Source organism: Mastigocoleus testarum BC008 (genome assembly GCF_001456025.1).
Taxonomy (GTDB): domain Bacteria; phylum Cyanobacteriota; class Cyanobacteriia; order Cyanobacteriales; family Nostocaceae; genus Mastigocoleus; species Mastigocoleus testarum.
Window position 1 is genome coordinate 1 of sequence record NZ_LMTZ01000140.1, and the last position, 16804, is coordinate 16804.

Below are 16804 nucleotides of genomic sequence, written 5' to 3' on the forward strand. Positions count from 1 at the left end.
TAATTCGGGATAAGTCCTCTTCTAATCCTTTTGGTTGGTCATGGATACCTGAGTAACTCCTTACCCCGGAATTTTGAGGGGATACTTTAATTGTTTGAAAAATCTCGTTTGTAGGTACAACCTTGATGAAAAAAAACTATAAAAAACTTTCCTAGGATTGGGAATGTTTTGTAGTTAAATTTCTATCTATTTGATTTAGAGCGTAAAGATCTTGTCCCCGACCAAAAGCAAAACGTAATGAATGGGAAACATCTTTGCTCGATTGCGTAATGAATATCAGAAAAGCAAGACAACTTAAAGCTGCACTAAAGGCAAAAATATTGCGGTAGCCAATTTCCTCAGCTACAGTACCTAAAACTGGACCTGCGATCGCAATCCCTAAGTCAAATCCTGTTAAACAAAAGCCAAACATCCGTCCCCGTTCTTCTGGTAAAGCACGATCAGCAATGATTGCGGATATCATTGGAATTAACATTCCCAAGCCAGCACCTTCAATAGCCCCAGAAATTAGGAAGCTTTGGGAACTATTAGCAGACCAGATATTAACCAGTGCAATAACGTACAAGATAAGGCTAATACTTACAAACAAACCGCGACCGTAACGGTCTGCAGCCCTACCTACAAGTAATCTGACACTAAAGCCGGCAGTGGCAGAAGCAGTATAGAATAAACCGGGATTTAATCCTGCATCGGTAGATTTAATAAACAAAGGAACAAAAGTTCTCATACTGCCAAAATTAAGACCGACGAGTAACAATATTATTGCCGGAACCCGAACTTTAGGATCAGCAAATAACTGCCAAAACTTACTTTTATTATTTTTTTGTCCAGATGAATTAATTGGGGGATTGGTAATTTGTGTAGAAAATAAGATACTGACAAATCCTAATCCAGAAGCAAAAAGAAATAGCTGCGGATAGCCTGCTGTCTCAACTAAATAACTTCCAACCGCCGGACCAATGGCTACACCTAAAGAACTAACCAAACTCATGTAACCAATGATTTCACCGCGATTCTCTTCCGGTGCTAGATCAGCAACCAACGCTGTGTAGGCAGTACTAAAAGCAGCAATACTTATACCATGAAAAGCACGAATAGCGATTAAGCCATAAATCGAGTTTGTTCCTATATACAATAAAGGAGCAATTGTTACTACTAGTGTCCCAATAAGTAAAACTATTTTTCGTCCCCTTCGGTCGGAAAATTTACCCAACCTAGTACGAAATGACAACAAACCTATAGCAAAGCTACCCATTACAATCCCAACCTCTTGCTTTGTTCCCCCAATATGGTCAACGTAAAGGGGTAGAGTGGGTAGGAATGAAGCCATGCTGCACCAAAATAATAAACCTGCTGCAAATAAAATCAACAGGTTAGATCGTAATTTTTTATCGAGTGTGAGGAGTAGTTTCACGGTAGATGCAAATCGGTAATGATTCAGTTATCAGTTATCAGTTATCAGTTAACAGTTAACAGTTAACGGTTATTAGCTATCAGTTAAATGTTTTTCCCATTTTTCCTGTTTTTTGTTCGCTTTATGACTAATTCCAGATTGAACTAATATTGTTTGCTGTTCCCAATTACTGACAATTTATAATTATTCTTTGATAACTGTATTCATTATATCTTTACATTACTTAATATCTCGACCGACGACTTCTCTAACTCGATAGATTGTACGTCCCTGAGATTCGTGATAAGTACGCATGAGTAATTCTGCAAGCAATCCGAAGCAAAATAATTGTACCCCTGTAACCAAAAGCAAAACTACTAAAATCAACAGGGGACGATTGCCGATATCTTCACCCAAAATGAACTTAACCCAAGTTAAATAAATTCCCAGCGTTCCACCAAAGCTTATAGAAATTAAACCTAACAGTCCGAATACATGCATGGGACGAGTCAGGAATTTTTTCATAAAAGCAATAGTTAATAAATCCATTAACACCCGAAAAGTCCGCCATATTCCATATTTACTACTACCAAAACGGCGAGCATGGTGACGTACGGGTGTTTCGGTAATTCTTGCTCCTTCTATATAAGCCAGGGCTGGGAGAAATCGGTGTAGTTCTCCATAAAGATTCATGTCGGCTACTAGTTCGCCCCGATAAGCCTTGAGAGAACAGCCATAGTCATTTAATTTAACTCCTGTGATCCTTCCAATTAACCAGTTGGCAATTTTAGAGGGAAGTAATCTGGTCAAAGCTGCATCCTGGCGTTTTTTGCGCCATCCACTTACTAAATCAAAACCTTCTTCTAATTTGTCTAGCAGCATAGGAATATCTGCCGGATCGTTCTGCAAATCGCCATCTAAAGTAACGATCGCCTTACCCCGTGCGTGGTGAAATCCTGCTGACATTGCAGCGGTTTGACCGTAGTTACGACGGAGTATTACTGCTTGTAGATCGGTGCGAGCTTCAGCTTGTTCCTTTAACAACTTAGCCGAACCATCTTTTGAACCATCATCTACGCAGATAATCTCATAACTCAAATCAGTATTACTTAAAGTTGAAGCGATTGCCTCAATCAAATGGGGTAAACTTTCAACTTCGTTATATACAGGGACAACTATAGAAACTGCCAAAACAGGCGAAATTCCTTCCTCGTTACTAACTAACCCGTTTTTTACTAACAATCTATTGCTCATATTTTTGGGTATGATGAATCTCCTGGATGTTTTTATTCACCTGCTGAATAATTAGGCTGATAATTGGGTTGATAATTTCTAACTATTCTGCCAGCGCCACGTAACAGCTTGTAATATGACCGACTAACCTCATCTCCCTGTTCCGAGAGAATATCGATTCCAATGCCATTTCGACCAATATCTGTTCCAGATGAGTGAATATAGCGATTGTCTCCTAAATAGAGTCCCACATGAGTGGCTTTTTGGGGAGTCCCAAAAAACACGAAATTACCCGGTTGTAAATTTTCTACAGATATTGGCTCCAAGAAACCTTCTTGCTGGTAAGCATCTCTGGGTATACGAATTTCCACTGAAGCAAATGCAGCTTGCATTAATCCCGAACAATCAAAATTAGGTCCTACTGTTCCTCCCCACAAATAATAATTTGACTTTTCCATCGCTTTGCGGGTAAAAGCTATAGCATCTGGCAATAACTGTTCTATTTGTTCTGGAGTAAAAAATTTAGCTTGATAAGTTTGGGTAGTAGGATTGAGGAATTCCAAATCAGAAATTAATATCCAACCAGGATAATCATCTTCGCACAAGCGCACCCGCACAGATTTTTCCTTTAAGCTTTCTACAATTATCCGTAAGTATCTACCCTTTGCAGCTTGAGTTGCTAAAGTCGTACATTGTGCAGAATCATATAAATCTAAATCCTTCAGGCATTCATATTCGATATTTGCTTGTAATTGTGCAGCAGACACCATAATAATCTTTAACCTCTCACACAAAAATTAATTGCGATCGCTATCTTCATTGAGTATGATTTTTTTTAACCAAGGCGAACAGCTTGAAAATCTCGGTAATGGCATTTTAGAGTCAACCTGGGCGAAGTTTCCTAGGTTAGCACGTAACCAAATTGCTTTAACTTGGATAGTTTACGATCCGCCCGTACCTGTGAACACCGGTGGAGCCCTTACTCCCAAAGCTTTCTGGAATCATCCCGTACGTGGTTTTACTTATCGTGGAAGTGAGCGAATTTATCCAGCAAGTGTAGTAAAACTATTTTATTTAGTAGCAATACATGAATGGTTAGAAAAAGGTATGGTCCAATCGAGCCCAGAATTAGAAAGGGCGATCAAGGACATGATTATCGAATCTAGCAATGATGCTACCAGTTTAGTCCTAGACATCTTAACTGGAACGACCAGTGGACCAGAGCTACCTCCGGGACCATTCGAAACTTGGAAGCAACAGCGTCATATCGTTAACCGTTATTTTAAATCTTTGGGATGGGAGGAACTGGAAAATATTAATGTTTGCCAAAAAACTTGGGGTGACGGACCCTATGGAAGGGAGCGAGCATTTTATGGTGAATTGCTAGAAAATCGTAACATGCTGACAACTAATGCGATCGCACGGCTGTTACATGGAATTATGGGAGGGGTCACAGTTTCTAGCACGCGCTCGCAAGAAATGATGGCATTAATGAAGCGTTCTCTCAACCCCGAAGAACTACCTCTAGACATAGAAGAAGATCAGATAACAGGCTTTTTGGGTGGTGCTTTGTCATCTGAAGCGCAAATATGGTCTAAGGCGGGTTGGACTTCCAAAAATCGCCATGATGCTGCATACATTGAAATCCCTGACAGTCGTCCCTACCTATTAGTAGTATTTACTGAAGGGAAAGAAAATGCCCAAAATCGAGAAATACTACCATTTGTTTCCCAACAATTTGCAAAAGCAATTATTGACATGTAGTAAATAGCAATTAGTCACTGGTCATTTGTCATTATTAGCTATATACATAGTTTCAAACAATGATGATTGACCGGTAAATAAAAATAATCAGAATAATATTTCACCGTTAGATTTTATTGCTATCTAATAAGGTTAGAAATATAATTTTTTTCGAAAGATGAATAAACTTAATAGAGAACAGAGCTTAAAATCAGCTAATATTTCGATTAGATAATATAATTCAGGAGCTTCACATTTTGCAGTGGAAATGCATAACTAGTTAACTCCTGAAGATGGATATGGAAAGATGTTTATTTTCACAGCAATTTAGGCTTTACGAAAATACTGGAAAGAATTCCATCAGAATAATCGAAGCGTATAATTACACACATGTCTGCAATTAATTTAATCGGCAGCAGTAACTCCCCTTATTAATTACTAATACCTAGGCAGTTACCGGCAGTATATACAACGACTACCTGACAAAATATTTGTTACTTCTCAAGTATCATTGTTGTTTTGTCATCTTTTCGATACAGATTCAACTTTTGTTTTAGAACCAACAGGAAAAATGGGATATCATCTAAAATATATCTTTTCCATAATCTTTGTGGTTCGCGACTTAATCTGAACAACCACTCTAATCCAACTTGACCCATCCACTTAGGACAACGTTTTATCTTACCAGCTTCAAAATCAATCGTTGCTCCTAAACCCATAAATATTTTGATATTTGGTAACGATTCCTTATAGTTTAAAATCCATTTTTCTTGTTTGGGAGAACCTAAACCTACAGCTAGAACAGTTGCACTAGAATTCTTGATGATATTCACTATATGCTCACATTCTGCCCAATCTTTTTCAAATCCAAATGGGGGAGAATAGGAACCAACAATGATATTGCGACCAATTTTTTGATTGATATTTTTTTGTGCTTGACTTGCTACACCCTTTCCTGCACCCAAAAGAAATATTCTAATATCTTGATTATTACGATGATAATTGTAAAAAGCAGGAAAGAAATCAGCACCTGAAATTCTTTCTTCCAAGGGAGTACCGAGAAATTTCGATGCGTATACGATAATTTGGCTATCACAAATTTTATAGTCACTCATATCATATGCCCTTTGAAATTCTAAGTCCTTCTGTAATTTCATTAAATGGTCAACATTAGGGGTAAATAGTACGCCAGATTTAAACTCCTGCAAAAACTCAGTTTGTGAAAAGTTATCAATTTCTAAGTCGAGAATTTTAATTTTCCTCATGTCACTTTTTTAACTATAAATTATTAGTAATGAAAGATTCAATAATGCGAATTTGGATATTCCCTAATTCGAAAATTTATGGAAAATTAGTCCCAGGTCTAATAAAGGTTGTTTAGACTTTATTAACATTGATATTGATATTGGATGACACTTAGTAACATTTGTTCGAAAATATTACAATGAATCTTAATTGCTATTCAAATTAATTATCTCAATTACTCTTTTCTAAGAGTTTGTAAACATTAAAGATAATTCTGCGGTCTTTAACTGATGTCTAAGAGAATAAAAACCTCAATACTAATAAATTTTTTCTGATTTTTTATTCTCAGGTGTTAGAAGAAAAGCTATACTCCAATTCGATAGTCAACAAGACAATTTCTCAACTCAAGAAGACTAGAAAGACAAATAGGCGAAATTAACTTAGTACAATGAAGAGCCACATAGTTTTACCAATCTTTTGAGTCTCAGCACTTATACCTTACAGAATGAAATAAAAAAGGTTTTTAATATGTTAAGAATTTCATATTTACCAGCTGACCCCTAATATATAAAGTGAGATTTTTACCTCCCACAAACCTTCTGATTATTTGAGAAATGGTGTAAGAACTAACTTTTATATCGCACAAATGAAAATAATGTATCCGCAATATTAGTTAAGTCACAATTTATATTTTGGATAATCTTTAAAGTAGCACAAACAAAATACAAATTAGGAGTATTTACGTATTTTTTACAAAAAGCATCATAATCTAATATGTAAATTTTAGAATATCTTTAAAGAATTTACATCCCTACTGAGGAGTAATAAATTTTTATTTATAGCTCTTTACTTGTAATTTTGAAATTACTTAAGAGTTATAAATTTTTATTGATTTTGAGATACTGATATAAATCACAGTTGATACCTCGCTAACACTAAATGATATTTTTGGATTATATTTTTGTTTTAGTACAAAGAATTAAGGTCAGAGTTACAGAAAGTATGCGTAGCTTAGCATTATATGAAGTAGTCTTTCTCTATCATATGAAGTAGTCTTTCCCTATCATGGGTATTATCTAAAAAAATAATCCCAAAGTTAACCCTAAAAAATTAATTCATGAGCCGCACTCATGAAAATTAAGCGTGCTTACCTACAGCCAGATGTATGTAAAATCTACTAGATGTTATATCAATTTATAACGCCTTGGATTAAACAACATGCATAAATATTAGTTGCAGCATTCAATATTGGGTGTTGCTTTAAAAAAACTTGCCTTAAAATAGCAACGTCTATCATAAAATTCATGTAAATATTTTTCGCGAGCAAAGTTTTAAGGAGTGAATGTGAATACAAATTTTCTACGTAAGAGTATATTTAGCTTTCTAGGTTTGGCGTCTCTAGCAGTTATCAGCAATGGAAATTCTGCTATTGCTGAAACAGTAAATCAAACACCTAGACTGGGTAACCAAGCAGATTTGCAGGTGTCCAACCCTCAAGGAGGATTCACTTGGGAAGATATTAAACGACAAACTTCCAGCCCAGAGATGATTGTTCCAATCTCCGAAGCATTTTCGAATAATAATCAAAACTCATTACAAGCATTATCGGCACAAGGTAGTCCCAAACCAGAGCAAATTTCCCAGACCATAAATCCACAAAATAAAACCACTGGAGTTACCCCTATCCCTGGAACCGTTTCAACTTCATCAGCAGTTCTCGAGAGTTTAAAGGAAAACTCCACAGAGGTTGAGAATAAATCAGAAAAAAAATTAGCCCAAGCAGATATTGGTGTTGGTAGAACTACCCGTGGTGGCTCCAGCTATATTGGGATTGGTGCGAATATCGGTTTGGATGGTACCTCAGCCCTTGGTGACGGTAATTTTGTCGTTATTAGTAAAGTAGGATTAACCAAAAAAATATCATTGCGTCCTGCAGCAGTACTTGGTGACGATACTATGTTTCTCGTCCCCCTTACCTATGACTTTTCCTTAAATGCAGCGGACCCATTTACTGAACCACTACCAATTGCTCCTTACATCGGTGCAGGAGCAGCTATTGAGACAGGCGATGATTCTGAAGCGGCTTTCTTAGTTACAGGTGGGGTGGATGTGCCTCTGAATTCGCAGTTTACAGCAAATGCTGCGATAAGTGCTGCTTTCTTCGACGATACAGATATTGGTTTGATGCTTGGAGTTGGTTACAACTTTAAAGGTCTTTAATAGTAAATTACATAAAAGTCAGCAGTTTTTGGACTGCTGACTTTATTATCAAATTGGTATAAGAAATACTCAGATAAAAATACTATTTAAGACTCATTCCCTACAACTTTGACATCAACAATCCAAAATTTACTCTAAGAATTTTTAATTATCTTAGCCAAAATATTAGTTTAGAGATTTGCATATTAGATTAATTAAACGGAGAGAGAGGGATTCGAACCCTCGGTACGGCCTTACGATCCGTACAACAGATTAGCAATCTGCCGCTTTCAACCACTCAGCCACCTCTCCAAGGTAACGATTATAAATTATATTGACTCATTGGCATCTTGTCAAGGCTTACCAGTCAATAGTCTGCAGTCAATTTTATGAAGACTAACAGACTAGTGACTGAAATGCCGTTCACTAGAGAACTTGAGCTCGTATCCAAGCGATAGGCAAGCTACGAAGTTTTTGCCATTGCGGTACATAGGCGCGTTGGCTGAATACATCATAATCGTTACGTTCGATTTTCGCTAATATGCGACTGTAATGTATCAGCGCAGCCCAAACAGGAAAACGGGCATCGGTTGATAAATAATGAATACCCTTTTGTGCTTGGACGTAAAACTGACGTGCCCTTTTGATTTGGAAACGCATCAGTTCGCGCCATCGTTGGTCTATTACACCTTTGAATAAATCTTCTTCAGTGTAATTAAACCTTTCCAAGTCTTCGAGGGGAAGATATATCCGCCCTCTACGAGCATCTTCACCAACATCCCGTAAGATGTTAGTTAGCTGATTAGCAATTCCTAAGGCTACCGCCTCTTGAATTGGATTATATGGTGGTTTATTTTTATTCCAGGGAGCAGTATTCATAGAAATATCTATTCCCATGACTGCTGTAGACATTAAACCAACCGTAGCAGCAACTCGGTAACAGTAAAGGTATAACTCATCAAAAGTTTGATAGCGACTTCGGTATAAATCCATGCGCTGACCCTCAATCATATCCTCAAAGGGCTGGATATCCATTGGGAATTTTTTTATAGTGTCAGCTAAAGCCGCATCAAAATCATCTACCGGATTGCCGGCAAAAATTGACTCTAGCTGCTGTTGCCAGAGATCTAAAGTCTCTGGGGTCGTCATTGCAGCCGCAGGACCATCTACCAACTCATCTGTACGGCGACACCAAGCATAAATTGCCCATATCGCTCGACGCTTTGCTGGACTCATCAGCAGAGTACCGAGGTAAAAACTTTTGGAATACTTTGCTGTGAGTTGCTGACAAAGTTTGTAGGACTCGTCCACAGAGACGGAAGTTTTCATGCATAGAGGGGAATCAGGCAGTTGCAGCATTCGTTGCAGGCTGAGGTTTTAGCGTGTTGTGCTCTCCAGAAGATTTTGCCACCTTATTGGCGCTGGCTATCTCCTGCGCTGTCAGCTTACCAGAAAGTACGGCACCTTCCATGCTACCGAGATAAGGTTGCATGGTATAGCTGCCACTAAGATAAAAGTTACTTACGGGAGTTTTCTGGGAAGGACGGTAGTTTTCGCGACCGGGAGTTGCCGTATAAACGGAACGCGGTGTTTTTACGACGTGATATTTCAGCAATTTGGCTGGATTCTCTCCGCCAAAGTGTTGAGGAAAAAGTTTTTCTAATTCTGCAAGAGTTGCTGCCAAAATCTCCTCGTTAGATTTACTAATCCAATCAGAAGCTGGGGCAAGAACTAATTCCAACATTGACCTTTCAGAATTAGCGTATTCTCTACAGGTATTACTCATGTCAGCATATACACTGAGCAAAGGCGAGCGTGAAAACAGTAATTGGTCAATATCTGTAAGTTTACGGTCAAACCACAATTGCAAGTTGATTACCGGTACCCCTTCTAGTCCATCTAGCTTCTGGAAGAATTCTAGATTTTTCCAAGAAGGTGGCAACATAACTTTAAGTGGATCTACTGGCAGTGCAGACACATAGATGTCAGCTGTTAATATCTCATCCGACGCACCGTTCAATCCCCTAACTAGGAAGCCTTTCGCACTTCCATCAGGATTTAGCATAATTTCTTTAAGAGGAGAATTCAGCCTAACTTCCCCACCTCTGGCAGTAATATAATCTACCATCGGTTGGCAAAGACGTTCTGGAGGGGCACCATCCAAAAATGCCATTTTCGAGCCATCTTTCTGCTGGAGAAAACGCCTGAGTGCTGTCAACAATACTACAGCTGATATCTCATCAGGATTTATAAAGTTTAGTGACTTCGATGCGGCAATAAAAATATCTTGTTGAACTTCTTCGCTTACACCTTGTATCTTTAACCACTCAGAAAAAGTGTACCTATCTGTTGATTCAACATATTTCTGGCCCCGGAGCATTGCAGGAACGAGTCCTTTTGCTAACTGGACTTTCTCACCCCAAGTCAACATATCGTTATTCCGCAAAATTGCCACAATTCCGTTTAACGGCGCTGGCAAATTGGGGAAATCAAAACGACTATAGGTACCGGGTTTTTCCGGTTGATTGAAGATCATGGTGTGCTCTTTCCATTGCAACCGATCTTCTATTTTTAGTTCTTTAAATAACTGCAACATATTGGGATATGCCCCAAAGAACACGTGCAGTCCTGTTTCATACCAGTCGCCGTCCGCATCTTTCCATGCAGCTACCAAACCACCCAGTACATCTCTACTCTCCAAAACAATCGGAGTGTAACCTGCGTCGGTAAGATATTTGGCACAAGAAAGTCCTGCTAGACCTGCTCCTGCGATTGCTACTCGCATTTAACTTTACTATTACCCAATATTTCTTTACAACTTTGTCGTTCTCATTATACTTTGCAATCCGTTACATTTTGCAGTTATTGCTTAATTATCGTAAATGATTCCAAGATTTTATTTACGTAATTATCCTAATATTCCTGCGTTATCTGTACTTAGCTAAGTAATTTGATTAGTTTAGTAACTTAACACAGGATTACCTCAGAATTCATTGACTGTGAGTTTTTTTTACTAGAAGTTGTTTTTACTAGTCTTGAAGCAAGTTGTAAAGCGTACATGAAAATTTAAAGCACATATATGTATTTATTCTCACACGCTAACAGAAGTTTTCCGCTAAATGCTTTGACAATAAATTACTCTTAGTTTGAAATTAAACCACAACTATCATTGAACATTATTGAACGCAAATTATCGCATGATTGGCCATAAAATTATACTAATGAGCAATATATTGATCCCTTGTCAGCAAGCTAATCAAGGTCAAATAGCTTCCAAACCAATTCTAATAATCTAAGTTGTTAGTTCAAATTTCCTGGCTTTTTATCCCTCTAGCCGTGTGAGGAGAGGAAAATAGGTCAAATTATTTATTGGGAGACTTAGGGGAGCGAGGAAAAGGGGAGCGAGGAAAATTAGTTAATTCACTAGAAACTTGAGTTAATAGATAAATATTCTCAATAGATTTATCGTTGTTTTATTTATTTACTTTGCAATCTAATGTTTTAGATATATCCAATATCTCAAGGGCTCTGCAATATATCTTTTCACAATAGTCTTTAAAGTTGTCTTAAATAAATAGCTATAAGTCTGTATTTTCCGTCGATAAAAACAAAACTTTATCATATGATTCACAGTATTAAATTAACTATTAGAAACAAAAAAATGTTTTTAAGTTTTTAGGAATAAAAATAGTAATAATTAAAATTTTAGAGGGCTATTTTAATCAAAAAAACACAGATAGATGATTAGAATATTTCTCAAAATGCAGCTAATTATTGAAGAATATAATTTGGTAAATGCAAAAACTGTAAATCTCAAAAATAATATACATCTTATGAATAAGTATTTACACTGTTGCTTAAAATTCAGCAAAAATATAATTAAGTGAGTTAATTGATGGCAGTTATAAAAAATTCAAATTGTAAAAGCCATAATTTAATGAATTAATATCCAAATGTCTTATTTGTCTGTCAATCTTTTGAAAGATAAGATAAGCTTCAGTGAGTATCGATGAGGAATATGAGTAAAAAATATAGCTTATCTGTTTTGCAAAGTAGATATAAAACAATTTAATTGTTGAAAATTCTTTTTTTGCGAAAAGTAGATCTGCACTTTATCAGAAGCACGGTAATTAAAAATAAAATTGAAAGAACCATGCTATTTTTTGGGATGATTTGGGTAACATCTTGGTTTAGTGCGGCTTGGTCTTTCAATCAAATTTCGTCACCAAGTCCAACTTCGACCATTGTACAAAAGAGAGTTGTTTCCAGCCTTGAAAGTTCTCTAAGTGAAGTTTTTCCATCACATTTTAATTTATGGGGTGCAGCTATTCCTCCTTCAAGGTTTTTGAAGATGGATTGGAAAAATGAAAAATTAGTCAATTCTCTGTCAACGCCGAAATCCGAACGTAAAATTACCTATCGTAGTACTAAATTTTGTTCTTCCTCTCAAAATCTTTTTCCTAAATCACCGCAAATACAAACTAAATCTAGCTTCCCTGTATCTCTTCAATCAATCAAAACTAGATTTTTGCAGCAAGATTTTTTATCCTCAGGAGTTATGCAGTCATCGTCAGGATGGCTTGGTCAAGCACTGCAAAACATTTTCTATATTACCAGTAATACAAAAAATAATCTCCAATCAATGTCTTCAGCAGTGCTTATAATTCGTAGAGGAAAAGAAAAATATGAAGTGTGGTTAAAGAATCATCTGATAGCTAATCTACCAAATAAATCCCAAGCTAATTTGATGCAGCTGCGCTTGAAGAAACTTCTAGAATCGTCAAGTTTCCACGCTTCTAAACTCAGACCAGCTTTTATCAACGGAACTCCAGCATTGATGGTGGGGAATCGGTTTTTATTCGGTATAAACCAAGAAATTTCTCGAAAAAATCATCGGAATCCAGATCTGCTTGCAATCGAATGGATAAATAATCTACGTTCAGCACTTCACACTCCACGACTATCCTTAACAGAAGCACAAGTCACAATGCATAACTTGAAAGCTTCCCAGGAACGTTTGTCTGGTTTTGCATCTTGGTATGGAGACTATTTTCATGGACGCTTGACAGCAAATGGTGAGAGATACAACCAAAATGAGTTCACTGTTGCTCATAAAACCTTACCATTCAATACTTTTCTACGGGTAACTAACACTCAGACAGGAAAAACAGTAGTAGTTAGGGTCAACGATCGCGGTCCCTATATACCTCCTAGAAGTCTTGATTTATCAAGGATTGCAGCCAGATGTATTGGTAGTGAGAAAGCTGGAGTCGTACCCTACACAGCAGTAATAATGAAGCCCGAGCAAATCCAATTGAATTTAAAAAAAATAACTCAAGCTCGGAAAAATCGGAAATCTTCTGCAAGCGTAGTAACAATCTCTAGTTTTTGAATCCTTTTGGGAGTATATTGCTTAATGAATTTTTTTTCTTAAACTGAAAATAATCATGCCAAAAGTTACAAGGATGAATATATTTTTTTACACTTCCACAATAAGTAGTATATATTACTTTTTCTTTGAGAAAAAACTGTGAGTATATGTATATATAAAAAAACCCTGGACTAATACCAGGGATTATTTGACGATTCGATTACTATCTCATGGTAACGAATAAATGCAGGGATTTGTAGCTAGCAATACCTGCATTTATTTATCACTTTGCTACATATACTATTGTTCATAAGTATGAAATTATGGCGTTAAATGACATCAAGACAGGCTGACAAAAATATTCAGTTTATACTTTCTTCGCTCCAAAGCTATACATACTGATAGTATCAGCGATCGCAACTGCCAATACATTGACAACATGATATTCACTTTATATCTGATTTCAAATAGCTTAACTAAGCTCAGATAAATTATAATTTTTGCGCTACATCACAATAAATTTAATAATTATTTACATTTTGAAGATGCAGATATTTAATATGTATATAGTAAATTGGCATTATTCTTCGCGACTGTATGATATCAGCTGTGTAGATTGTGCTCTCTTGGTATAATCTTCTGCTTATAGATATGAAAATAATTGTAATGAACAGAATTTAGAGATAGTCGTTCGAGTTGCCAAAACCAATACCAGAAGTAATAAGTAATATAGTGCAATCTGTGTAGCAGCGATGATATTCTTACACTAAAAATAGTATCAATAATTTAAGTCACTTTTTAAAGTTGATATCGAATTTAATCTATAGGTATTTTTGGGAATTTAGATATCCATAGTCAAGGAAATTATTTACTTGATTTAATAATTTTGATTGGATTATGATACGCAAGAAATTCTATGCATCGCTAACTATAAGAAAGGACCAGAATTTAAACTGGAGCAGAATTTATTTGATTTATTTCTAGAGTCAGGGTGAAGTATTAGAGTTTTTAAGAATCACAGCGATTTGAATCATATCTGACTCTAAATATGTTAGCAGAATGCAATGCCAAGTAATGATTTTGTGCATCACGTTTTACATGCTCTCAATTATTTATGTGCTTGCTTACTTTTCCAGAGTATACAGAGCATAAATTCGAGTTACATAATTAAGGTTCAAATATCAAACTTATAATCTGAAAATTATGAGTAAATCAAACAAAAAGAAGCTTATTTGCGTAATTTTACATCCTAAAAAGATTTCAGGTAAAAAGGTTGGTGCATTAACATTAGGAGAGTATCGACTGCGTCTTGGAGAAAATTGGCTTCCCGAAGAGATAAAAAATAATCCACGTTATCAGAAATATGTTCAGGAAGGATTAATAGAAGAAAAGCTTACAAATCGTTGGATGTCAGAGCCAGAAGGAGATGATTTCTGTGTTTAATTAACGGCAAAACAAAGAGTACGATCCAAGAATTAGAGGTTCTTGCCTTATACTTATGCAGGCTGTTGGTGTAAGACTAGGTCTATAAGCGATTCAACATTAGCCTTCCTTCGCAAAACTAAGAATTCCATGCACCACTTTTAAGGTGTGTGAGTTTCAATTAACCAATGCTTTGAGCGCTCAACAGCACGAAGCCAAGTTTTAAAATTAGCTTGAGCATGATTGCAATCTTTACTGGGTTTGAACACACGCTCAATTACTCGTCCTTCTCGAAGAGTTTCAATTTTTTCCCAAAATCCTACAACTATACCAGCAGCAAATGCAATTCCTTGTACGGTTATATCGCACATCATTGGACGTTCCACAGGTATTTGTAAAAGATCTGCTTGAAACTGCATTAAGAAATTATTTTGACAAGCACCACCGTCTACTGTTAGTACTTTGATGGGATTAATGCTAGCAGTATCAATAATTTGCACAACTTCTTTAACCTGATAAGCTATTGCTTCCAAAACAGCACGCACCATATGTTCTGAGGTAATTCCAGCAGTAATACCAAAAAAGCTTCCTCTAGCAGACATATCCCAGTGAGGTGCACCAAGCCCACTCAAAGCAGGAACAAAGTATAACCCACCGTTATTTTTCACTCTTGTTGCCATTGATTCTGTTTCTACGGCATTTTCAATAAGCTTGATACCATCACGCAACCATTGAATGCAAGCACCACTAGTAAACATGCTGCCTTCCAAAGCATAACTTACATCTAAATTACTATTTTGGTTTATTTGACTCCATGCCACGGTACTGAGAAGCTGATTTTGAGAACGAACTATATCTTTGCCGGTATAAGCAACCAAGAAACTACCGGTTCCATAGGTACACTTCATCAAACCAGGACGACAGCAACAATGACCAAATAAAGCCGCTTGCTGATCCCCCAAGATTGCAGTGATGGGAATAGCCGTACCTAAAATTTTTGGGTCTGTAACTCCAAATTCTCCGAAACTTGGTTTTATTGTTGGCAAAATATCCGTAGGTATTTGAAATAAATCCAATAATGTTTCATCCCACTGACAATTTTCAAGATTCATGAGCATAGTACGACTGGCGTTACTATGGTCAGTCCCATGAACTTTTCCATTTGTGAGTTTCCAGAGTATCCAGCTATCAATAGTCCCAGCCAGAGTACTTTTATAATCGATGTCCGGTATGTTTTTCAACAGCCACGCAAGCTTACTTGCTGAGAAATATGCGTCAATTACTAGTCCGCTACGATGATAGATTTCTGGTCCATAACCTTGCGTTCGTAAATCCTCACACTCCGAAGCAGTTCGTCGATCTTGCCAAACAATAGCACGATGTAAAGGTTCTCCCGTGTTTTGATTCCATAACAAACAAGTTTCTCTCTGTACTGTCAATCCAAGTGCAGCTATTTCACTTGAATTGATATTCGCTTTCTCGATAGCAGTTTTTGCTACCCAGCAAGTAGCTTGCCAAATTTCTAGTGGATCGTGTTCTAACCATCCGGGTTGAGGGTAATATTGCCTCAATTCTTTGTATGCTTTCCCAACAACTTGACCATTTCTATCAAATAAAAATGCCCGGTTACCTGTGGTACCCAAGTCCAACGCCAAAATGTACTTTGGATCTCCCATCCCCTTCTAAACTCCCAAGCTAAAATGAGGAAAATATACACCAAAAAATATATATAGCAATCATATTTGATTTGTGAATAGATAAATCCCGTAGAGACTTTGCAGAGGCTAACGCCGACGCCGCAGGCTCTGCAACGTCTCTACAATATTGATTCTCGCAAATGACTTAGGATTGCTATATAAAAAAATACATAGTTGAAATAATATACGTTTTGGTGTGGTTAAACTTAGAAATTAGAAAAAATAAGAATATTTCAAAAAGAATACTTCAAAATAATATTGAAAATAAAAAACGCGGTGGTTAAAAGGGTGCATTAGTACCACCACGTAAAATTTACAAAATTTATGCCAGAAATATCTGGAAACTTAAGTATCTTCGAGGTAGGGCAAACTCGCCATAGTGTTCTTACGTAATTATGTATATTCAATTACTGCAGAACGAACTTAATGTAATGATGTTGAAGATAGAGAATTAAAGCAAATGATAAAAATAAACGCACAAATACAATATACCCTACCCAG

The 16804-nt window shown here is 36.6% G+C and carries 11 protein-coding genes and 1 tRNA gene; 4 read left to right on the forward strand and 8 right to left on the reverse strand.

Annotation, left to right across the window (positions count from 1 at the left end):
• Positions 1-151: 151 nt before the first annotated feature.
• The 3 genes from BC008_RS37080 to BC008_RS37090 all read right to left on the reverse strand — a co-directional run bounded on the left by BC008_RS37080 (position 152) and on the right by BC008_RS37090 (position 3396).
• Positions 152-1330, reverse strand: a complete 1179-nt coding sequence (locus tag BC008_RS37080) for an MFS transporter (protein ID WP_235595998.1) — start codon at positions 1328-1330, stop codon at positions 152-154.
• A gap of 303 nt (positions 1331-1633) precedes the next feature.
• Complete coding sequence (locus BC008_RS37085) at positions 1634-2647, reverse strand: glycosyltransferase family 2 protein (RefSeq protein ID WP_036265145.1); 1014 nt, start codon at positions 2645-2647, stop codon at positions 1634-1636.
• A 32-nt stretch (positions 2648-2679) separates the two neighbouring features.
• The gene (locus BC008_RS37090) at positions 2680-3396 is read right to left on the reverse strand and encodes a C40 family peptidase (protein WP_027842646.1); all 717 of its coding nucleotides are present in this window, start codon (positions 3394-3396) and stop codon (positions 2680-2682) included.
• Positions 3397-3451: 55 nt separating this feature from the next.
• On the opposite strand from BC008_RS37090, the gene BC008_RS37095 reads away from it, so the two are divergent.
• Positions 3452-4390 (forward strand): serine hydrolase, encoded by a 939-nt coding sequence (locus tag BC008_RS37095; RefSeq protein WP_027842647.1) that lies wholly within the window; start codon positions 3452-3454, stop codon positions 4388-4390.
• A gap of 473 nt (positions 4391-4863) precedes the next feature.
• Here the strand turns inward: BC008_RS37095 and BC008_RS37100 are convergent, their stop codons facing one another.
• Positions 4864-5634: a WecB/TagA/CpsF family glycosyltransferase gene (locus tag BC008_RS37100; protein ID WP_027842648.1), complete on the reverse strand. Its 771-nt coding sequence runs from the start codon at positions 5632-5634 to the stop codon at positions 4864-4866.
• 1324 nt (positions 5635-6958) lie between these two features.
• On the opposite strand from BC008_RS37100, the gene BC008_RS37105 reads away from it, so the two are divergent.
• Positions 6959-7834: a hypothetical protein gene (locus BC008_RS37105; RefSeq protein WP_027842649.1), complete on the forward strand. Its 876-nt coding sequence runs from the start codon at positions 6959-6961 to the stop codon at positions 7832-7834.
• A gap of 199 nt (positions 7835-8033) precedes the next feature.
• Here BC008_RS37105 and BC008_RS37110 read toward each other — a convergent pair.
• From BC008_RS37110 to pds, 3 genes are all read right to left on the reverse strand, one after another.
• Positions 8034-8125 (reverse strand) — tRNA-Ser (locus BC008_RS37110).
• Between the two features lie 114 nt (positions 8126-8239).
• Entirely contained in the window at positions 8240-9172 is a 933-nt protein-coding gene (gene crtB, locus BC008_RS37115) for a 15-cis-phytoene synthase CrtB (protein WP_027842650.1), read from the reverse strand.
• Complete coding sequence (pds, locus tag BC008_RS37120; RefSeq protein WP_027842651.1) at positions 9156-10598, reverse strand: 15-cis-phytoene desaturase; 1443 nt, start codon at positions 10596-10598, stop codon at positions 9156-9158. Before pds ends, crtB begins: the two co-directional genes overlap by 17 nt.
• A 1368-nt stretch (positions 10599-11966) precedes the next feature.
• Here pds and BC008_RS37125 point away from each other — a divergent pair.
• Together BC008_RS37125 and BC008_RS37130 are read left to right on the forward strand one after the other, a co-directional pair.
• A complete protein-coding gene (locus tag BC008_RS37125; RefSeq protein WP_027842652.1) occupies positions 11967-13205 on the forward strand; it encodes a septal ring lytic transglycosylase RlpA family protein in 1239 nt (412 codons plus the stop codon).
• Positions 13206-14387: 1182 nt separating this feature from the next.
• Entirely contained in the window at positions 14388-14627 is a 240-nt protein-coding gene (locus tag BC008_RS37130) for a hypothetical protein (RefSeq protein ID WP_027842653.1), read from the forward strand.
• A gap of 140 nt (positions 14628-14767) precedes the next feature.
• Here the strand turns inward: BC008_RS37130 and glpK are convergent, their stop codons facing one another.
• A complete protein-coding gene (glpK, locus tag BC008_RS37135; protein WP_027842654.1) occupies positions 14768-16282 on the reverse strand; it encodes a glycerol kinase GlpK in 1515 nt (504 codons plus the stop codon).
• Positions 16283-16804 lie beyond the last annotated feature (522 nt).